Origin of the sequence: Flagellimonas marina (assembly GCF_042651185.1) — a bacterium.
Taxonomy (GTDB): Bacteria; Bacteroidota; Bacteroidia; order Flavobacteriales; family Flavobacteriaceae; genus Flagellimonas; species Flagellimonas marina.
The window spans coordinates 1,057,211-1,078,525 of sequence record NZ_JBHSCL010000004.1 but is presented as its reverse complement, the minus strand read 5'-3'; the positions used below and the strand labels follow the sequence as shown (position 1 = coordinate 1,078,525).

Genomic DNA, 21,315 nt, shown 5'->3' with positions numbered 1-21,315 from the left:
TGTCCAATGCAACCGTTGAACTTTCCTGCGTATTCATTTCGAATCAAAAATAGCCAAAATAGGCACTACATTTTTGACGGCATCCGCAAAAAATTTGTTTTGCTGCAACCCGAAGAATGGGTGCGCCAGCATGTGGTCCATTTTCTGGTCTTCACTAAAAATTATCCCAAGAGCCTCATTAATGTGGAAAAGCAATTGCTTGTGAACAGAATGAAAAAGCGATATGACATTGTGGTTTTCAATCCTGATGGCTCTATTTTTCTTTTGGTGGAATGCAAGGCTCCGGAAATTAAAATTGACCAATCCACATTTGACCAGATAGCGCGCTATAATTACCAATTACAATCCAACTATTTAATGGTGTCCAACGGACTGGAACATTACTACTGCCAAATGGACCATGAAAATGAAAAATACACCTTTTTGAAGGATATTCCTGATTTTAGCCGTTAATTTGCCCTCGTTTTGAAAATTGCCATAGTCATACTCAACTGGAACGGGGAAACCTTGCTCAAACAGTTCCTTCCCTCGGTCATGGCCCACTCTACCGGGGCAGATATCTATGTGGTGGACAATGCCAGTTCGGATGGTTCCGTTGCTTTCTTAAAAAAGGAGTATCCAGAGATTGGGATTGTGCAAAATTCAGAAAATGGAGGTTTTGCCAAAGGGTACAATGATGGCCTAAAACATATTCAAGCAGATATTTTCTGTCTTCTTAATTCTGATGTAGAAGTAACCCCAAATTGGCTGGAACCCATTCAAGAAGCCTTCGTTACATCCCCCGAGGTAGCCATCATTCAACCCAAAATATTAGACCTAAAAAACAAAGACTATTTTGAATACGCTGGGGCAGCGGGTGGTTTTATAGATATGCTGGGCTATCCCTTCTGTAGGGGTAGAATTTTCCAAGCTTTGGAAAGGGATAAAGGTCAGTATGATGACATTACAGAAATTTTCTGGGCCACTGGTGCCTGCATGTTTATAAAAAGTGAGGTTTTCAACTCTCTTGGCGGGTTTGATGAGGACTATTTTGCCCATCAGGAAGAAGTGGATTTATGTTGGCGTGCAAAAAACGCGGGGCATAAGGTCCTTTATGTTGGGAAGAGCCATGTATACCATTTGGGCGGCTCAACCTTGAGCAACATGAACCCCAAGAAGACCTTTCTTAACTTCAGGAACTCACTCTATTCCATCACCAAAAACTTACCAAGAAAAAAAGCGTTTCCTATTATTGCCATGCGACTGCTACTGGACGGTATAGCTGCGCTTCGATTTGTATTTCAGTTGAAGTTTGAACATTGTTGGGCCATTCTCCGTGCACATATCAGTTTTTATGGTAACTTTAAAACACTTTACAAGAAGCGGGAAAAAGCTAATTTTTTATTAAAGTACTATACTACGACATCCATAGTCTGGTCGCATTTCGTAAATCAAGTAAAGAATTTTAACATTTTAGTAAAAGATTAACTATACCGAAATATGGACATTTTGCTTTTTATCTAATTTTGGTTGAAATTTTAACATTGATATATCTAACAATCCTTAAATTATACATTGAACTATGAAAAAAGTTTTTCTAGGAACATTGGCTATGGCCATCTTATTATCATCATGCGTATCCCAAAAAAAATACGCCGAGCTTGAAGCCAAACACAAAGAAACCCAAGATTTATTGAACTCTGCCACCGTTAAACTTAACGACTGCTTGGAAGAAAAAGCTACAGCAAGTTCAAGATTGAAAACTCTCGAAGATCAAAACGCATTTTTGAAAGCGAACAACCAAGAGCTCATTAACAACATGGGTAACTTGACCACGCTTACCACCAAAGGTGCAGAAAACCTTGAAAAATCTTTGGAGAGCCTTAAAGAAAAAGACCTTACCATCAGAAAATTGCAAGATGCGGTTACCCGAAGAGATTCTGTAAACCTTTCTTTGGTACAAAGTCTAAAAGGTGTATTGGGCAACTTGGATGATGAGGATATTGAAATCAGCGTTGAGAAAGGCGTGGTATTCGTTTCCATCTCTGATAAATTGTTGTTTAGAAGTGGTAGCTATAACGTTACCAGTGCAGCCAAAGAGGTATTGGGCAAAGTGGCCAAAGTAGTGAACAACAAGCCTGATTTTGAATTTATGGTTGAAGGTCACACAGACAATGTACCATATCGTAGCGGTGTCCTTTTGGACAACTGGGACTTGAGCGCGAAAAGAGCAACATCTGTGGTCAGAATCCTTCAAAACGATTTTGGCGTAGATCCAGCTAGAATGACAGCTGCAGGACGTAGCTACTACGTACCATTGGTTAGCAACGATACTTCTGCTGATAGAGCCAAAAACAGAAGAACCCGAATTGTAGTACTTCCAAAAATCGATCAGTTCTATAGCATGATTGAAGAAGGCATGAAAGACCCTGCCATCAACGGAGGTCAATAAGACCAGATAATTTATATTGAAAAGCGGCCCGTGAGGCCGCTTTTTTTATGCTAAAATATTTCAAGGCTACCTTTCCCTTCACGTATCACCTCGGGAATGCTTTCAGAAAGGTCAATCACTGTGGAAGCTACATTGTCCCCATACCCCCCATCAATCACCACATCGACCAAGTTCTGCCACTTCTCAAAAATAAGTTCGGGGTCTGTGGTATATTCCAAAATATCATCTTCATCATGGATAGAGGTAGAAACAATGGGATTGCCCAACTCCATAACCAAAGCCCTAGCGATATTGTTATCGGGAATCCGTATCCCAACCGTTTTCTTTTTTTTAAAATCTTTAGGTAGGTTGTTGTTCCCAGGTAAAATGAAGGTGTATGGCCCTGGCAGGGCACGTTTTAAAATTTTAAATGTGGAGGAATCTATTTGCCGCACATAATCCGAGAGGTTGCTCAGGTCAGCACAAACAAAGGACCAATTGGCCTTTTCCAGCTTCACCCCCTTAATCCGTGCAATTCGCTGTAACGCCTTGGAATTGGTAATGTCACATCCCAACCCGTAGACCGTATCCGTAGGATATATGACAAGTCCGCCCTTCCGAAGCACATGGCCAATCTTTTCAATTTGCCTCGGATTTGGATTTTCTTCATAAAGTTTTACGAATTCTGCCATGTCGTTTACGAATATCATACAAAGTAAGAAAGAATGTGGTCATGTTGCATGATTAAGGTCAAGAGAAAATGTTAAAAACAGCTTTCTGAGCCAACCTTTTATCATAGAGCAACTCCATAGTAATGCGGTATACATCAATTGAAAATGGGTATTCATGCATTTACCCCCATACACTCAACCGAAAATGAACAGTTTTGTACACAATCCTTATCAAAAATAAAATGAGACGCATCAACCTTATAAAATCCATACTTGTAGCTCTATTGATTCCAATAGTCCTGAATTGCAGTCTTCAAAAAAAACAAAGAAATAAATTGGAATCCGGAGAAGCCATTGTGAAGCATCTGGACAGCCTATTCGGTGTATTATCCAACACAAATAGTAACACCAAAGATTTCCAAGAAACTATTGTTTCTGTTAACGAAAGCATCAGACAGGCCATTGAACACAACATAACCAGTCCACGGATAGTAAGCGAAATCAATTCATATTATTCTAAGGGCAGGCATGACTTTTCTTTTGCGCAAAGTGCGGACAAGGGCTTTACAGTGTTCTCATGGAATACGCGAAAATTAGACTATACAATAAAAAGTATTGGTTTCTATGTAAGTGAGAACAGAACCATACCTACTTCCCTTTTTGGAAAACCTTTACGATATGACCAAATAGATATCATTGAAAACAGATCTGGAATACAGACATACATCCTTGGCGGGCTTGCAAACCCATCAAATCACCCGAACCAATACCAGTTAAGCGCATATAGGGTTCTAAAAGACGGCATTGAGGAAGCTAAGGTTTTTCCAAACGGTGAGAGTGCGGTTATGGTTCGGTGTTCAGGAAAAGACTCAACAACATGTTTGGGCAACGTGCCTGCAAAATCGCTTTACAAAGCCATTGCACAAGAATCATTGGCTTATACGAATGGTGAATATGTCCTATGATTATTCTACAAGTATTGATTCCTGCTCCATTACAGGGGTGCTATAAATCCCAATATCATCTATTACCACAATGCCCAGTGAATCTTTATCGAACATCAAACTAATGGTTTTAAGCTTACTAAGGTCTAGTTTTTCATTCTTTGCCATAAATGTTGAAATAGGTATAAAACAGCTTTTCATTTGCACTTCCCAGTCGCTACCAATCATATCTTTATCCAAAAACTTGAATTTTGTGAACTTACTTCTAATGGGTACGGGTAGAACATTAGTACTGCCCAAATCTATTGAGGCCTTGTTGCCCAAGCTATCTTTTAGGAGGATGCTGAAATTAAATCCAGGATTTGAAACATCTTTTTCCTTTTCTTCCAAATCCAGTTCTGAAATATCCCCAACTCCAACAGACAAAGCCAGTGTATCCATACCACTGAAATTTTTCAAAGTATCGGGTATGTGGATATGATATTGGGGCAACGAATCTTTTCCTGCTTGTTTTAGATACTTCCACCCCAAAACCAAGGCATTATTTTGCTGTTCGCCATCATCACGGGACTTTAGTTCCTCTTCCCGCCATATCTTAAAATTCTCCGCAGTAATTTGAAGACCATGTTTTCCTGAAGTTATATCGATGTCATCCTCAAAATCTAATAGTATTTTCTTGGAAGCATCCGCATATTGACTTAAATAGGTCTCATTGGGCAACCAATTTTTGGCGCCATCCACGCTTTTAAATACGTTTCTATACACCTTGTTGCCCTTTAAAACAGCCTCCACAAAAGCACTGACATACACCTTTGCCATCTGACGCTGCTCCTCACCAGACACTAACGGTTGGAGATTCAACAACCATTTCATCGGTGCTCCAAAATCTGAACGCCCCCATGTGGAATTAAACTGTCCGTGATTGGCATGGTTCATATACACTCCGGCCTTAAATCCATCAAAATCATCCGTAAATTTTAGTCGATGATAGGGCCGCATCCCCCAAAAACTCACCTCATCCGAATCGTAGGCCCCTTGCAGGGAAAGATAGTTGATGTCTGTCAAGGTAATTTCCCGGTCATATCGATAATCTGTTGGGGCAATGGAAATGACCCCTTTAATTCCGAATCCAAAATTGAAGGTTTCTTGCGCATTATCGGGAAATCGCTCCAATTCATTAAACGCCGCTGCAATAGAAACAGCTTCCCCTCCTCTGGAATGGCCCACGAAAACAATATTGCCCATATCCACTTTTCCTGCCAAATCAGGATGCTCTCCATCATTCCATTTTTGCCATTGTTCCAAATGCTTCAACAAAAGCCACGCCCTTGCAGGCATTTCTTTCCCCCTAAAATCTCCAGACCAATGGGCATTGATGAAATTTTCATCAACAGAAACCGCAATGGAACCTCTGCTGGCCAATAATTCTCCAAGATAGGCGTAGCCTGCATCGGAAAAATCAATCATACTATGATTGCCGTGAACCATGACCACCAATGGAAATGGACCATCTCCTTTAGGCATATACACCCTGCCGTTCAAGGGAAAGTTTTCCACCCCAAATCCCCAGAATTTTTCGCGCCATTTTTTCTTTTTGCCCTTCCATTCGGGTAAAATTCGAGAGGCATCAACTGTGGGTGTTTTTAGCTTTACAAGCTCGGCATATTCGGGTCGTTTCTTATCCGTTCCGCTGCCATAGGTAAAAGTCGCTATCTCAAAAGAACCTTTTTTTGAAGGGTCTTCCAACCCCATTTCCGAAAGCATGGTAATTTGCGGGCTTATTTCTGATCCTGTTTTCTCTTGAATGTATGGGTCACCTTCCAAACTTTTGAATCCATAAAAGCCCAATGCTACAATTAACAATGATACAATAACCAATATCCAACCCTTACTGTCCTTGTTTTTGATAACTTTATTCAATCCAAAAGTCAATAGTAAGCAACATACAAAACCCCATGCGGCCAAGACGTAATACATTGATGAAGGCCAACGAAAAGCATACGACTTTAAAATAACCAAAGCCAACAAACCGCTTAAAAAAGTTGTGAGAAAACCAATAGAAATCGTTTTGAACAACGGTTTGGCCAAGGAGATGAGGAGTTTGAATCCAACAAGAAGAACAATTCCAATACTACTGCCCAAGATCATGCCCAACACAGGGGGAATTCCCAACTCAAAATGATATCCAGAAATACCAAAAAGAAATACAACAAGTAAAGTGGTAGCCAGAAAAATAGGATCGGAGAACAGTTTTTTCATAGGAGTTTGGTATGCAATTCAAAAGTTATTGGTTTTGAATTTAACCATTTTTTCAGCCTCCTACTCCTTTGGCAAGCTATTTTACATCATCCCTAATCCGAAGCAAGTTTGATTGTGGTAATGAATTTTGAACCCAACCAAAATTGGTTTAAGTGTTATCAATGACCTCCAACTTGGCAAAACGGAGCAACAGTTTCTTCATTCCACCTTGCTCAAATTGAATTTCAGCCTTTTTGTCATTGCCCAAACCTTCAATCTTAAGCACCTTGCCTCTTCCAAACCGGGTGTGGTTCACCAAAACCCCTTCTGCCAAGTTTGAATCTACAACGTTGTTATTTGTAGTTGATGTGGAAAGCTCTGGTTTTAGCTTTCGTAACTTTCGTAATTGGTTCTCGTTGGGTCTATGGGTGCTGGGCGGTGTTCCGCTTTTGGGTTTTATCTGCCGAAGCTTGCTTTTGTCTACTTCTCCAAAAATGTCGGCGTTCAACATAGATTTATAGCGGTAACCATCATTTACGGGAGTCAGGTTTTCCACATATTGCTCATCAATTTCCTCTAAAAACCGACTGGGTTCCGCATCAATCAACTTTCCCCACCGATACCGGTTTTGGGTATAGGTAAGGGTAGCCTGTTTTTCAGCCCGAGTTAAGGCCACGTAGAACAATCGGCGTTCTTCTTCCAACTCGCTGCGTGTGTTCATGCTCATGGCAGATGGAAACAAATCTTCTTCCATCCCAACCACAAATACGTAGGGAAACTCCAATCCTTTGGCTAAGTGGATGGTCATCAAAGCGACGCGATCATCATCCCCGACCTCTTTGTCCATATCCGTTGCCAAAGCCACATCTTCCAAGAACTCGGTCAAGCTGCCGGTGGCATCAGCCAACTCTTTTTGCCCCTCTACAAAATCCTTGATCCCGTTCAAGAGTTCCTCAATGTTCTCCATCCGGGCAATCCCCTCTGGAGTTCCATCTTTTTTGAACTCCAACAACAATCCCGTTTTTTTGGAAACATGCTCTGCAAGCGTGAAGGCATCCGAACCTTCATTCATGATTTGGAAACTCTTGATCATAGTCACGAAATCACCCAACTTGCGCTTGGTGCCAGCATTGATGTTCAGGTTGAGCTTGTCCAAATGCTCCATCACTTCAAAAATGGACCGTCCATAATGATTTGCAGCTACAACAAGTCGGTCTATGGTGGTTTGACCAATACCTCGTGCCGGAAAATTGATGACCCGTTTTAACGCCTCTTCATCCTTCGGGTTGACAATCAAACGTAAATAGGCCAATACATCCTTGATTTCCTTACGCTGATAAAAAGAAAGTCCTCCATAGATGCGATACGGAATGTCCCGCTTTCTTAGGGCATCTTCAATGGATCGCGATTGGGAGTTGGTTCGGTACAACACGGCAAAATCCCCATTTTGAAGCTGTTCCTGCATTTTCATTTCAAAAATGGAACCTGCCACGTACCTTCCTTCCTCAGCATCGGTGGGACTTCTGTGGATTTTTATCTTGTGGCCCTCATCATTGGAGGTCCAAACGACTTTTTCCAACTGATCACGGTTTTTGGCGATGATGGAATTGGCCGCTTTTACAATATTTTGAGTAGAGCGATAATTTTGTTCCAATCGGTATACGGCCACGTCGTCATAATCCCGTTGAAAGTTGAGAATGTTGCTGATGTTCGCCCCACGGAAGGAATAAATACTTTGGGCATCATCCCCCACCACACAGATATTTTGGTAGCGGTCAGATAATGCTTTTACAATCAAATACTGCGAGTGGTTGGTATCTTGGTACTCATCCACCAAAATATACCGGAACCTATCTTGATATTTCATCAAAACCTCAGGGAAACGGGTCAATAATTCATTTGTCCGAAGTAAAAGGTCGTCAAAATCCATAGCCCCCGCCTTAAAGCAACGGTCTACATAATTCTTGTAAATCTCTCCCATTCTGGGTCTTTTGGCCATGGCGTCCGCCTCCACCAGTTCAGGATTTTGAAAATATGCCTTTACGGTAATTAAGCTGTTTTTATAGGATGAAATTCGGTTCTGAATCTGCTTGTACTTGTAAATATCTTTGTCCAGACCCATCTCCTTGATGATGGCAGCAATAAGACGTTGGGAGTCTTGGGTATCGTAAATGGTAAAATTGCTGGGGAAGCCCAATTTATCACCATCATACCGCAACAATTTGGCAAAAACAGAGTGAAAAGTACCCATCCAAAGATTTTTAGCTTCAGAATCCCCAACAATGGAGGCAATCCGCTTTTTCATTTCGCGTGCCGCTTTGTTGGTAAAGGTCAAGGCCAAAATATTGAAGGAATCCACCCCTTGGTTCATCAAGTGGGCAATCCGATAGGTCAACACCCGGGTCTTTCCGGAACCGGCACCCGCAATCACCATCAAAGGCCCATCCTTGTGCAATACAGGGGCCCGTTGCGCATCGTTCAATTCATCCAAAAAAGTACTCAAAGGCTCGGATTTTTAAAAAGTAAACGTGAAATTAGCCAATAATGCCCTTATGCTAAAATCTAGCTTTCAATAGTTATAAACACGGAGGTGTTTTGATTTGAATTGAATATATTTAAGGCCATAACCCTTTTTATTGATGAAATACAACGGTTTCCCCATCTGGATTTGTGCGCTTTTCAGCCTTTTCGCATTGTCCCAAGAAAAAAAAGCAGGTCCGATCCTGGAAAATTATGGTGCTGTATTCACCGTTGAGAACCCCGATTACAAAACCAATGTTAACGAGGAATTCAAAGTGGTTTTTGATGTAGCGACCGGCCCAGATTCCCATGAGGAAATCAATAAGCAAATTGAAACCGCAGCTCGATTTTTGAACATGCATGCCCAAAATGGGGTCCCAGTTTCTCAACTAAAAGCAGCTTTGATCATACATGGGTCCGCTACGACCAACATCATGACCAATGAAGCGCACCAAGAACGATTTGGTGTTCCCAATCCCAATGCCGAAATGTTGCAAAACCTTATGGATAATGGAGTTGAAATCATCCTTTGCGGCCAATCCTCCAATTCTCGAAATGTTCCAAAAGAGACCCTTATTCCGGGTGAAAAAATTGCACTATCGGCTATGACAGCATTAATTCAATTACAAAATGACGGTTACCGTCTTATTAAACTATAACTTACTCACCATTATGAAGAAAATTCTAGCCTTTACACTATTGATTTTAAGTGTTACCCTCCACGCCCAAGATTTAGGAAAAGACATTGTAGCCGTTGAATCCAAAGTAGTTGAATGGCGTCGCGACATCCACCAACATCCTGAACTCAGCAATCGCGAATTCAAAACCGCTGAAAAAATTGCAAACCACCTAAAATCCCTAGGCATTGAAGTTCAAACTGGAGTGGCCCACACCGGAGTGGTCGGGCTTTTAAAAGGAGACAAACCCGGAAAAGTAGTCGGTCTCCGTGCCGATATTGATGCACTTCCCGTGACTGAACGTAATGATTTGCCTTTCAAGTCAAACGTAACTTCTGAGTTTTTGGGAAAAGAAGTTGGCGTAATGCACGCTTGTGGTCATGATACGCACACTGCCATTTTAATGGGTGTGGCCGAAGTGCTATCCAAACATAAAGACAAAATAAAAGGAACGGTAAAATTCATTTTCCAACCTGCCGAGGAAGGGCCACCTCCAGGTGAAGAAGGAGGTGCCAAATTAATGGTGAAGGAAGGAGTACTCACCAATCCAGATGTGGATGCGATTTTTGGTCTGCACATCAATTCGCAAACACCAATCAACACCATCAAATACAAACCAGGAGGAGCTTTGGCATCCGCCCAACGCTTTGTAATCAATGTAAAAGGAAAACAAACCCACGGTTCCCAACCTTGGGCAGGTGTTGACCCTATCTTGATTAGTTCAAAAATCATTGATGGTCTTCAGACTATTATAAGCCGAGAAACTGAGCTGACCAATGAAGCTGCTGTGATTTCCGTGGGAAAGATTACCAGCGGGGTTCGCTTTAACATCATTCCAGAAAGTGCTGAACTCATTGGTACCATCCGAACTTTGGATTATGACATGCAGAAAAAATTGAACAATCGAATGCTAGAAATGGTTCCTGCCATTGCCAAAGCCTACGGAGGGGATGCTGATATTGAAATCACTACCTCCACCGCCATTACATTCAACGATTTGGATTTAACCGCCAAAATGGTCCCTAGCTTGGAAAAAGCGGCTGGCAAGGAGAATGTTTCTATACACAAAGCGGTAACCGGGGCTGAAGATTTTAGCTATTTCCAAGAAAAAGTACCCGGTCTCTTTTTTATTTTGGGAGGAATGACCCCTGGAACAACAGAATCGTTTCCGCACCATACCCCAGATTTCAAAATTGATGACAGTGGGCTGCTATTGGGTGTAAAAGCCATGACACAGCTTACTTTGGATTATTTGAACATGTAACAATGGAATCCCTATTGGATTTTTTAGGCGACATTCCTTGGTGGGGGTGGATATTGGTTTTCCTATTATTGGTAGCCATCCGGGATATCTTTTTCCAAAAGGCACACACCATAAGTCATAATTTTCCCATTGTGGGGCATCTTCGCTACTGGTTGGAGAGCATCGGACCGGAAATGCGGCAATATTTTGTAGCCAACAACCGAGAGGAACTTCCTTTCAATCGTATTGAACGCAGTTGGATCTATGCCTCGGCCAAAAAGGAAAACAATTACGAAGGATTTGGCACAGATCGGGATATTTATGCGCATCAGCATGTTTTTGTGAAAAATGCAATGATCGCCTATCAACTTCCTGAAGGCCACCCCAATACCAAAGACCCTTGCTTTTTGCCTTGCGCCAAGGTAATTGGAGGGTACAACAAGCGTAAAAAACCATATCGTCCCGCTTCCGTCATCAATGTGTCGGCCATGAGTTTTGGGTCTTTATCGGCTGCTGCCGTGGAGTCTCTCAACAAAGGTGTTGAAAAGTGTGGGGCCTACCATAACACGGGTGAAGGCGGTCTTTCCCCCTATCACAAAAAAGGAGGAGATGTTATCTTTCATTTTGGCACCGGATATTTTGGAGTCCGTACTCGGGATGGAAATTTCTCCATGGAGAAAATGAAAATCCTAGTAGATGAAAACCCCTGCATCAAAGCTGTGGAAATAAAACTATCCCAAGGGGCCAAACCCGGAAAAGGTGGGGTTCTGCCCGGAGCCAAAATCACACATGAACTTGCAGAAATAAGAGGGGTTGAGGTTGGGAAAGATGTCATCTCCCCTCCTACCCACAAGGCTTTCAGCAACATTCCTGAACTTTTGGAACTTATAGAGAACATTGCGGAAGAAACCGGACTGCCTGTTGGCATCAAAGGAGCGGTTGGAAAATTGGAACAATGGGAAGAACTCGCCAATTTGATGAAAAAGTCAGGAAAAGGGCCTGATTTTATCACCATTGACGGCGGTGAAGGTGGTACCGGAGCGGCCCCTCCCAGCTTTGCTGACCATGTCTCGCTGCCTTGGACATACGGATTTACCTCGGTCTATAAAATTTTTAAGGATATGGGATTAACAGACCGCATTGTTTTCATAGGAAGTGGAAAATTAGGATTCCCGGCCAAAGCGGCGATGGCTTTTGCCATGGGTGCGGACTGCATTAATGTGGCCCGTGAAGCCATGATGAGCATTGGGTGCATTCAGGCGCAGGTATGCCATACCAACCGGTGTCCCTCTGGAGTGGCCACACAGAGCAAATGGTTGCAAAAAGGCATCAACGTTCCTTTAAAATCAGACCGATTGGCGCAATATTTCAAAACCTTTCGCAAAGAGTTCTTGGAAATCACACACGCGGCTGGTTACGAACATCCCTGTCAATTTAAGATGAATGACATCCAAGTAAATGTTGATGATGATTATCTTAGCAGCGGCTTGGAGGCGGTTTATGGATACCAAAAAGACGATGTAGCCTTTTCTTCCATGCAGGAACTTTATGATTGTTCCTATTTGGGAGGTAAGCCCAATTAAAAAAAACATTATACTTTAGCTCCAAATTTGAATCATCAAATACAACTACTTATGAAAAAACTGTTACTCCCCATAGTTTTGCTTTTTGTTGCTACTTCGGCTTTTGCCCAAAGAAAGAGCGACCTTATTGCAGAAATTGATGACCTAAAGTCCAAAATTTCTGAGGTTGAACAGGAATTGGCCAAGGCCAAACGAGAAATATCTTCGAGCAATGCCAAGGCCGAAACTTTAGAGGTTGAGAACGCCGGGCTACGTGATGCCAACGCCACGTTGTTGGGCAATCTGAGTAACTTCTCGGAACTTTCCAAGCAGAATTCCAACAATGTGAACAAGGCCATGGAAGCCTTGGCTCGTAAGGAAAAACAGCTGAGCGGCATCAACGATATGATTTCCGCAAATGATTCCACAGCCATTGTTTCTTTAACTCGAATTAAGCAAACCTTGGGCGAAAATGCCAACGTAAGTGTCGCCGAAGGCACCATTGTAATCTCAAGCAGCCTGAGTAATCTTTTTGGTTCGGATACGTCCTCGGAACTGACCGAAACTGGAAAAGCTTGGTTGGCCAATGTTTCCAAAGTCATCAAATCAAATCCCAATTTTAAGACCGAAGTGGAAGGGTTGAACATCACAGGGGAATTTGGCCCTACGTTTGACCAAGTCTCCGCTGTTTCCAAGGAATTGGTGGGGACTTTGGGAGTTTCCAGTGAAGCCATATTAATCTCCGCCAAAGATGGCAACTTTAAGGAGGGGGTAAATATTAAATTACAGCCTGACTACAAAGGATTTTATGCCAAGGCAAAGGAAAGTGCCAAGGCAGCCCGATAAGATTGTAGGTCAAAATACTTTTTGCAGTTTTGGTTCGTTCTTGTTGTGTAAAATCAACAAAAACCAAACTATCCTATGAGTGGAGATGATATCCTTCAACTTTTTGCGTATTTAATGCCCGCCGTTGTTACCGGTGTGGTCGCCTTTTATTTTTTTAGACTGCACACCCGTAATGAAGACGGTCGAAGACGATTCCTTTTACACAAAGATGCCCAAGCGGACACCCTTCCTGTTCGACTGCAAGCTTATGAGCGAATGACACTTTTCCTAGAGCGTATTGCCATCAACAGCCTTGTGGTTCGTGTGGCTCCCAAAGGAAAAAACAAAAGGGATTACGAAAATCTTCTGATCAATCAGGTTGAAACGGAGTTCGAACACAATCTTTCCCAACAGATCTATATGTCCGAGGAGTGTTGGAACATCATCAAAGCGGCCAAAAATGCCACTATACAGATTATTCGTTCAGCTGGTATGAGCGAAACGGATTCCGCCGATAAGCTTCGGGAAGATATCCTCAACCAGACCATGGAGAAACAATCTCCTTCCAATACGGCCTTGGCTTTCGTGAAAAAAGAAGTGAGCGAACTTTGGGATTAGTGCCTATTCCTGGTGTTCTGGATCTATTGGACTGGTTTCATCATTCTTGTTCTTGGCATAGAGATATCCCCTTTTCCACCACAAGGTCATTCGCTCCTTATTGAAGACTAAAGAATTGGTGGTCAGCACCGTAGGTGTGTAGTAGAAATTGATGATGGCATCTTTTTGATTGGCCACCAACTTTCCTATCCTGATATTCTGGTTCTCAATCCGGTCCAACATAAAACTAAAAATAGTGGTAATTAAGTCGAATGGATTTTTAGCCGACATACGGTTTAAATGACTTACCTCGGTATGCAATACCACCACGTCTACCTCAGTGGCACCTCGATTAAGAGCTTCTTCGATAGGGACTAAAGTACCAAGTCCGCCATCGGCATATTCGCAACCATTCTTTTTGGCCAAACTCATAAAAGGGGTGTAATTGGATGAAATCCAAATCCAATCGCAGAATTCATCATAGGTACATTCGTGAATGGATTTGTATTCTACTTGATTTAAAGAAAGATTGGATACGGTTACCACCACATCCATATCAGTTTTTTTGAGTTCATTGAATTCCTCCACGGTTATGGATTCACGAATGAGTTTTCTAAGGTTTTCACTTTCCCCGAACGTCTTTTTTCCACGGATAAAATTCTTTACCACCTTCCAATGGTTAATGGCGATAATTTCCACCCCATGCTTTTTCTTGATCAAAAAAGGGCAATTGTTGAAAATACTGTCTTGGTCCACCGAGGAGTAGATTTCCTTGATTTTGTCCAGCTTATTAAGGGCCAGATGTGAAATTAAAAGACTGCCGGTGGAGGTGCCCACAAAAATATCGTATTTGTGCCGTGCTTCTTGAATTAAAAACTGGGCAACACCGCCTGCAAAAGCGCCCTTGCTCCCACCGCCTGAAATAACCAATGCCCTCATTTGCCCAAAGTTTTGTCCAAATATTGTTGTTCTTCCTGATTCAGCAAAGGATAAAGAGCTTTTAATCGGGCCATGCTATCCTCATTTTTCAAAAACTCCTTTAAAATTTGTCGGGACGATTTTTTAAAATGCCAAACGTGGTGACTGCAAGCTTCCACTAAATTCTTCAAGGAAACGTCATCAAATCCACCAATGCCTTTTAGATATTGAAAGGCCAATAGGCGCACCTCAAAATGAAATTCTGAGCTTGTATAGTTGCTAAGTTCTTCAAAATATTTGGACTTTAACTCAGAATTGTATTCGGGGGTCACCAAGGCCAAGGTCAGCCAAAGCAACCGAATATTTTTATTGGGAAACCCGATAATACCGTTGGTCTTGTCCAAGTATTTCTTTCGACTTTCCGGGAAATCGGTCCACAGCTTATACAAGGCCGATTCTAGGGTGATATAACTTTCGTCGTCAAGTAACGTTTCAAAGTTCAGTTGGATTTCCTGCGGAATTTTGTCCACGGAAAGCGCTAGGGCTTGTCGAACCTTCAGGTTTTCCGTACCAAGCATTTTGGAAATGGTCTGAGTGGAGAGGTGGACTCCGTAATCCAAAATAAGAAGGTGTTTTAACTCCTCAGAATGAAGGGTGTTCCATTTTTCCTGTAAAATGGACTCAGCGGATGCCAAATCATCACCAATCTGGTTTTGCAGCTCAAAATAGGTTTTAATGGATGGACTTTTCTCCATCAAAAAGCTTTTCACTTTCTCAAAAGGAAATTCCGATTCTTGAAGCCAGGTTTCCTCAAAATCGGAAAGCTTCATCCCCGAAGCTTTTTCCATTTCCCACATAAAATCGGGTATAGTGACATTTTCATAGGCATACTTGTCCAGATAATTCTTGACGCCCTGCTTAAAATTGGAATCCCCTACTCTTTCTTTTAGCATCACCAAGGCCCAAGCTCCTTTTTCGTAAAAGGTAAGACTCCCTGCGTTGGAATTGGTAAGGGCCTCCCCATTGCCCTCACCTGAGAAATTAGCCAAGGCTTGAGCGGTTTCCAACAAATGCCAGTAGTAATATTCGTCACCAAAAATGTCCTTTTCTGCCAAATAGGCGTAAAAGGTCGCAAAACCTTCGTGCAACCAATGGTGGGCTCCGCTCTGTTCCGTCACCAAATTGCCAAACCACTGGTGCGCCAACTCATGCGCATTGACGTTTACATAGTTTTTATCCTTGAAAGCGATGGAATCCACTACCAATGTATTGGAAAAAATAGTAGCTCCCGTATTTTCCATACCCGCATATAAAAAATCCTGAACGGGAATCTGTTTGTAGTTCTGCCAAGGATAAGGAACCCCGATTTCTTGTTCCAAAAAGTCAAAAATATGCTGGGAGTATCGATATGTGGGCTCAACTTTTAAGCTGTCCTTGGGTTCGTAATAGAGTTCAATGGGTACACCAGATGTGGAATGAACAGTCTCTTTTTCAAAATTGCCAATGGCAAACGCCACGAGATAGCTGCTCATTGGCTTTTGTATGTCAAAACTCCATTTGGTCTTACCACTCATTGTTTGCTTTTCAAACAATCTGCCATTTGAGACTACGGAGTAGCCATCATTAAAAACAATAGTTAAATCAAATTCCACCTTTTCCATCATGTCATCAAAACTGGGCAACCAGTGACTGGTATATTTCCCCTGACCTTGGGTCCAGATTTGTTCGTTTCCCGTAACTGCGTCATCCCAACCTAAAAAATATACCGTTTGTTTGGGTTGAGTAGTATAGGTCAATTCAAGTTGGTGCTCTTCTCCTTTTCTAAATTTATTTTGAATGATGAGGCTCTTGTTGGTATTCGTATAAGATGTTGATTCTCCATCAAGTTCAACCTTGGAAAAGGTCATATTGTGAGCATCCAAAAAAATGGAATCAACATCTTTGAGCACATCAAACGCATAGGTGACAGTTCCTTTTATTTTCTTTTCCTGCGGAATGGGTTCAACTAAAACCTTTGCATGGGTAAAATCCACTTTATCCTGAACCTGAGAGGAGAGCAACTGCGTGAGAAGAAAAAAAATAAGAAATGGGGTTCGCTTCATATCGACATACTATCAAAAGTCCTTCCAAATTACATATTTTAGTTCGATGAATCCCAATTTTCTACAAACTCCTATTCCCTATTTAAAAGGTGTTGGCCCCAACCGGGCAGACATACTCAAGGCTGAGCTAGGGATTGAAACCTACCGGGACCTACTTCATCTCTTTCCCAATCGGTATTTGGATAAGACCCAGTATTACAAAATAGCACAACTGCAGCCCAGCGGTGCTGATGTGCAGGTAGTGGGGAAAATAATCCATCTAAAGACTGTGGAACAAAAACGGGGGAAACGGCTTGTGGCGACTTTTGTGGATGAAACGGGACAAATGGAACTGGTTTGGTTCCGTGGGTACAAATGGATTCGGGAAAATCTAAAAATCAATGAACCTTATGTGGTATTTGGGCGGGTTTCAAAATATGGGAGCACCTTTTCCATGCCCCATCCTGAAATGGAATTGCTTTCCGAACATCAAAAAGGAGTAAAAGTGGCCATGCAGCCCATTTATCCCTCTACAGAAAAATTGAGTGCCAAGGGAATCACTAATCGCGTGGTAGGAAAGATGATGCAGCAACTCTTTTTGGAGTCCAAGGGACGGTTTTTGGAATCCTTACCTAAAACTATTTTGGAAGAATTACGGTTGATTTCCAAAAGTGAGGCGCTTTTTAATATCCATTTTCCCAAAAATCAAGAATTGTTGGCGAAGGCACAGTTTAGACTGAAATTTGAGGAGTTGTTCTTTGTGCAGTTACAATTGATTTCCAAAAAACTGGTGCGAAAACAAAAAATAAAGGGCCTACCTTTTGAAACTGTTGGAGAAAATTTCACTTCTTTCTTTGAAAACCACCTCCCTTTTGAACTGACCGATGCCCAAAAACGGGTCATCAAGGAAATTCGGGGAGACTTGGGCAGCAATGCGCAGATGAACCGCTTGCTCCAAGGTGATGTGGGCTCTGGAAAGACCATTGTGGCGCTTATGTGCATGTTATTGGCCATGGACAACGGCTTCCAATCTTGTTTAATGGCACCAACGGAAATTCTGGCCACTCAACATTACAATGGGTTAAAGGAATTGTTGGGTAAAATGGACGTGAAGATTGCTTTACTTACAGGTTCCACAAAAAAATCGGAACGCACACTGCTCCATAACCAACTGGAAAATGGAAATCTGAATATTTTGGTGAGCACCCATGCCGTTTTGGAAGATAAAGTGCAATTCAAAAATCTAGGTTTGGCCATAGTGGACGAGCAACACCGGTTTGGTGTGGCGCAGCGATCAAAATTATGGCATAAAAACAACACGCCTCCACACATTTTAGTGATGACGGCCACACCCATCCCCCGTACTTTGGCCATGAGTCTTTATGGGGATTTGGATGTTTCGGTGATTGATGAACTTCCTCCGGGGCGAAAACCGGTAAAGACCGTCCATCGGTATGACGCGAATCGCTTGAAAGTTTTTAGATTCATCAAAGATGAAATCAAAAAAGGACGACAGATTTATATCGTATACCCTTTGATTCAGGAATCTGAAGCCTTGGATTACAAAGATCTCATGGACGGCTATGAAAGCATTGCCCGTGAATTTCCCATGCCGGAGTATCAAATTTCCATTGTCCACGGTAAAATGAAACCCGCTGACAAGGATTATGAGATGGGCCGTTTTGTAAAGGGTGAAACCCAAATCATGGTCGCCACTACGGTGATTGAAGTCGGGGTAAACGTCCCCAATGCCTCGGTAATGATCATTGAAAGTGCGGAGCGGTTTGGCCTTTCCCAATTGCACCAGCTTCGAGGTCGTGTAGGTAGAGGAGCGGAGCAGAGTTTTTGCATTTTGATGACGGGGCACAAACTCTCCGAAGATGCCAAAACCCGGCTTCAAACTATGGTGCAAACCAATGACGGCTTTGAAATCGCCGAAGTGGATTTAAAACTTCGCGGCCCTGGGGATTTAATGGGTACTCAGCAAAGCGGACTGCTAACCTTAAAGATTGCCGATATTGTAAAGGACAACCAAATCCTAAAAACCGCTCGTTATCATGCCATTCAATTGCTCAAGGACGACCCAAAACTTGAAAAAGAAGAGAATCGACCTGTCCGCATCGCCTATGCCAAAATGATGCAGAACAAGACCATTTGGAATTATATTAGTTAAAGTTTAGTGTATAATGATATTCTTAGGTAAATACCCGGGCAAATTAGTCTTATAAAGTACTTCTCCTTCAAAATTTACAAATGCTATTTCATATTCCTTTTCAGTTAAGTTTGTATTCCTTTTGGAATATGCAACAACGGCGATTTCATTTTGTAATTCTATATCCCACGCTACTACCCTGTCGTAAATAAAATCTAAAGACCCAGACAGATAATTTTCTCCTATATGACGATACTTGTTGGAATTAAAGTCCATAATAAAAGGTTCATACCCCAAAGGGGAGAACAGTGACATTCCAACCTTATTCCCTTCAATTTTTGTATGTCCGACTGCATCAATACTTAAGGTAAGCGCTCCATCAGTCTTTTGGAATATTTTGGAGTTTCCATTTATAAAATTATACAATTCATTATATCCACCTGGTTCCCCATCATTTTTAAAAAACATCAGAGAATTGCCATCTTGAAAACACCCAAATATCGATTCAGATTCAAAAGTTTTTATTTTTTTTAAAGAGTTCGTTTCGTAAATATCCAAAACATATTTGCGTTCATCTCTATCCATTGCACTCCAATCTTCATATTTAACAAGCATGTACTTATCCGATGAAACTATTCCTGTACTTGTAGCACCTTGCCCAATTACTACCCCTGTATTCAACCCATTGGATGAAGATTCAGCGGTGATAAACTCCTGATATGTATCAGTCTTAAAGTCATATTTCCCTATATGTACCTTCAATTCATACGTTTCAGATTCAATAACAGTATTATGATAAAAAGTGAGTAAAGTGGAACTGCTTCCGCTTACCCTGAAAAAGGATACATCTTCAGGAGCCCCAATTGTATTTAAATAGTTGGACACGCTATTGGAAGATCCTGATTTTACATTATAAATGGTTATATCAGAGTCAGACTCCTCATCGGTTTTAAAAACAATGACATCTTCATATATATTATTGATATATGTCTCTTGATTCAAAATAAGACCATTAGATATGTTTACAGCTAAAGAAGGTTGAACTTCACCTCCTAGTAAATCTATTTGATAAAACGACATATCCCCTTCCACATCCTGTGATATTACTGATACAGAGAAAGGAACACCTTCATTGTAAATCTTCAGGCTATCTTCCTCTTTTGAGCATCCAGAAAATAAAAATAGAATTAACAAGAATGATAAAAACCCTTTCATGACTCTAACTTTGAACAAATAAAATGAAATAAAACTTAGAATTGTAAAAAAAATCGTTCAAAGACATAACAAAAAACCCAGCTTTCGCTGGGCTTGTTCTTCTACGTTGTACTAGACTTCTAGTTAATATCTGTGCCTGCCTCCAATTTGGAAATATTGGCAACTATTACGTCCCTGTTCAATTGGTCGGGGGCCCTACCTTCGGCAACTTTCAAGTGCTTAAGGGCCGATTTATAATCCCCAACTGCAGAATATCCTCTGGCCAATCCGTAATCTACGGGCCAAGTGCCCTTATGGTTTTTGGCGTTCCATTTAAAAACTTCCAGTGCTTGATCATGTTTCCCTTGGGCAATCAATTGTCTACCATAACCATGAATTTCAAATACCGTTCCCATAGGCATGGCCTCATCCATAACCGCTTTGGCCTCTTCGGTTTTGCCCTGCCTATCCAAAATCTGGGCCTTAAGGCTTAGGTTGTTAAAATTCTTCTGACTGAAAAACTGCCCTTCAATGGCAGCATTAGCCCAGCCCAACGCTTCATTAAGGTCACCTCCATTGTTCAATGAAAAAGCCGCCGCCTGCTCCCAGGTTTGTCGGTTGAAGCCGGGGGTAGTTTGCAGTTGTTGTCGTATTTCAGCCAAAACGTTGGCCGTAACATCGGTTTCAATAGTAAATGGAATTTGCTTTTTCTCCCATTTTAATGAGGCTACAGCAGAATTTGGCCCAACTTCATCAAAAGAAAAGGTTAGCAGTTCGGTATGCGGAATTTCGTTGGTCTCTACGTCTACACGCAGTGCATCCTCGGATGGGTCATAAAAATAACTGCCCCAAGCTTCGTGGTTTTCGGAGAAAATAACCGTTGCGGTATTATCCTCATTCACAACCATGTGCAACCCATATTTTCCGGCGGGAAGGGTCTTTCCACCAATGGTAAGGTCGTGGGTAGTTTTGAATACCGTGTTCTCATTAGCACCTGCTCTCCAGGGAGATTCGGTGGCCGTTCCAAATCCTAGGTTGTTCATGCCATAAGGAACCAAGGCTCCCCAAATTTCTCGATCATTTACACTAGGTCTGGAATACGTAATCGTAACATCTGTGTTACCGATTCGTTGGGATACGCTTGCCAATTGGCTTCCTTGTGGCAAAAAGTCCAATTGTGCGGTAGCTGTACTCGAAACAAAGAGTACTGCCGTGAAAATCGTAGCCGTAAGGGCTGAGTAAATTTTTTTCATCGTTCGTTGTTTGATTTTGTTAATGAATAT

General features: G+C 41.9%; 17 protein-coding genes. 10 read left to right on the top strand and 7 right to left on the bottom strand.

The genetic code is table 11. The features are described from left to right. Positions 1 to 6: 6 nt before the first annotated feature. From ACFOWS_RS08410 to ACFOWS_RS08400, 3 genes are all read left to right on the top strand, one after another. Positions 7 to 453 (top strand): type I restriction enzyme HsdR N-terminal domain-containing protein, encoded by a 447-nt coding sequence (locus ACFOWS_RS08410; protein WP_379763481.1) that lies wholly within the window; start codon positions 7 to 9, stop codon positions 451 to 453. 12 nt (positions 454 to 465) lie between these two features. After that, positions 466 to 1,467 (top strand): glycosyltransferase, encoded by a 1,002-nt coding sequence (locus ACFOWS_RS08405; RefSeq protein WP_379763480.1) that lies wholly within the window; start codon positions 466 to 468, stop codon positions 1,465 to 1,467. A gap of 94 nt (positions 1,468 to 1,561) precedes the next feature. After that, positions 1,562 to 2,431 carry an OmpA family protein gene (locus ACFOWS_RS08400; RefSeq protein ID WP_379763479.1) on the top strand — a complete coding sequence of 290 codons (870 nt, stop codon included), beginning with the start codon at positions 1,562 to 1,564 and terminating at the stop codon, positions 2,429 to 2,431. Between the two features lie 50 nt (positions 2,432 to 2,481). Here ACFOWS_RS08400 and ACFOWS_RS08395 read toward each other — a convergent pair whose 3' ends face one another. After that, positions 2,482 to 3,102, bottom strand: a complete 621-nt coding sequence (locus tag ACFOWS_RS08395; RefSeq protein WP_379764508.1) for an L-threonylcarbamoyladenylate synthase — start codon at positions 3,100 to 3,102, stop codon at positions 2,482 to 2,484. 221 nt (positions 3,103 to 3,323) lie between these two features. Here ACFOWS_RS08395 and ACFOWS_RS08390 point away from each other — a divergent pair, with 221 nt between their 5' ends. Further along, positions 3,324 to 4,046, top strand: coding sequence for a hypothetical protein (locus ACFOWS_RS08390; protein ID WP_379763478.1), 723 nt, complete (start codon positions 3,324 to 3,326; stop codon positions 4,044 to 4,046). Here the strand turns inward: ACFOWS_RS08390 and ACFOWS_RS08385 are convergent, their stop codons facing one another. Together ACFOWS_RS08385 and ACFOWS_RS08380 are read right to left on the bottom strand one after the other, a co-directional pair. Then, positions 4,047 to 6,284 (bottom strand): hypothetical protein, encoded by a 2,238-nt coding sequence (locus ACFOWS_RS08385; protein ID WP_379763477.1) that lies wholly within the window; start codon positions 6,282 to 6,284, stop codon positions 4,047 to 4,049. It abuts the gene before it with no gap. A 148-nt stretch (positions 6,285 to 6,432) separates the two neighbouring features. Next, a complete protein-coding gene (locus ACFOWS_RS08380) occupies positions 6,433 to 8,766 on the bottom strand; it encodes an ATP-dependent helicase (protein WP_379763476.1) in 2,334 nt (777 codons plus the stop codon). Between the two features lie 136 nt (positions 8,767 to 8,902). On the opposite strand from ACFOWS_RS08380, the gene ACFOWS_RS08375 reads away from it, so the two are divergent. From ACFOWS_RS08375 to ACFOWS_RS08355, 5 genes are all read left to right on the top strand, one after another. Then, on the top strand, positions 8,903 to 9,442 hold the full coding sequence (locus tag ACFOWS_RS08375) for a DsrE family protein (RefSeq protein WP_379763475.1): 540 nt from the start codon (positions 8,903 to 8,905) through the stop codon (positions 9,440 to 9,442). A gap of 13 nt (positions 9,443 to 9,455) precedes the next feature. Further along, positions 9,456 to 10,724 (top strand): amidohydrolase, encoded by a 1,269-nt coding sequence (locus tag ACFOWS_RS08370; protein ID WP_379763474.1) that lies wholly within the window; start codon positions 9,456 to 9,458, stop codon positions 10,722 to 10,724. A gap of 2 nt (positions 10,725 to 10,726) precedes the next feature. Then, complete coding sequence (locus ACFOWS_RS08365; RefSeq protein ID WP_379763473.1) at positions 10,727 to 12,286, top strand: FMN-binding glutamate synthase family protein; 1,560 nt, start codon at positions 10,727 to 10,729, stop codon at positions 12,284 to 12,286. A gap of 51 nt (positions 12,287 to 12,337) precedes the next feature. Next, positions 12,338 to 13,111, top strand: coding sequence for a hypothetical protein (locus ACFOWS_RS08360; protein ID WP_379763472.1), 774 nt, complete (start codon positions 12,338 to 12,340; stop codon positions 13,109 to 13,111). Positions 13,112 to 13,186: 75 nt separating this feature from the next. Further along, positions 13,187 to 13,708, top strand: coding sequence for a DUF7935 family protein (locus ACFOWS_RS08355; protein WP_379763471.1), 522 nt, complete (start codon positions 13,187 to 13,189; stop codon positions 13,706 to 13,708). Positions 13,709 to 13,711: 3 nt separating this feature from the next. Here ACFOWS_RS08355 and ACFOWS_RS08350 read toward each other — a convergent pair whose 3' ends face one another. Continuing rightward, positions 13,712 to 14,626, bottom strand: coding sequence for a patatin-like phospholipase family protein (locus ACFOWS_RS08350; RefSeq protein WP_366589382.1), 915 nt, complete (start codon positions 14,624 to 14,626; stop codon positions 13,712 to 13,714). Continuing rightward, positions 14,623 to 16,707, bottom strand: coding sequence for a M1 family metallopeptidase (locus ACFOWS_RS08345; protein WP_379763470.1), 2,085 nt, complete (start codon positions 16,705 to 16,707; stop codon positions 14,623 to 14,625). Before ACFOWS_RS08345 ends, ACFOWS_RS08350 begins: the two co-directional genes overlap by 4 nt. Positions 16,708 to 16,753: 46 nt before the next feature. Between ACFOWS_RS08345 and recG the strand changes: the two genes are divergently transcribed. Then, the gene (gene recG / locus ACFOWS_RS08340; protein WP_379763468.1) at positions 16,754 to 18,859 is read left to right on the top strand and encodes an ATP-dependent DNA helicase RecG; all 2,106 of its coding nucleotides are present in this window, start codon (positions 16,754 to 16,756) and stop codon (positions 18,857 to 18,859) included. A 3-nt stretch (positions 18,860 to 18,862) separates the two neighbouring features. Here the strand turns inward: recG and ACFOWS_RS08335 are convergent, their stop codons facing one another. Continuing rightward, a complete protein-coding gene (locus tag ACFOWS_RS08335) occupies positions 18,863 to 20,053 on the bottom strand; it encodes a hypothetical protein (RefSeq protein WP_379763467.1) in 1,191 nt (396 codons plus the stop codon). A gap of 119 nt (positions 20,054 to 20,172) precedes the next feature. Beyond that, positions 20,173 to 21,285, bottom strand: coding sequence for a DUF2911 domain-containing protein (locus ACFOWS_RS08330; protein WP_379763466.1), 1,113 nt, complete (start codon positions 21,283 to 21,285; stop codon positions 20,173 to 20,175). Between the last annotated feature and the right edge of the window lie 30 nt (positions 21,286 to 21,315).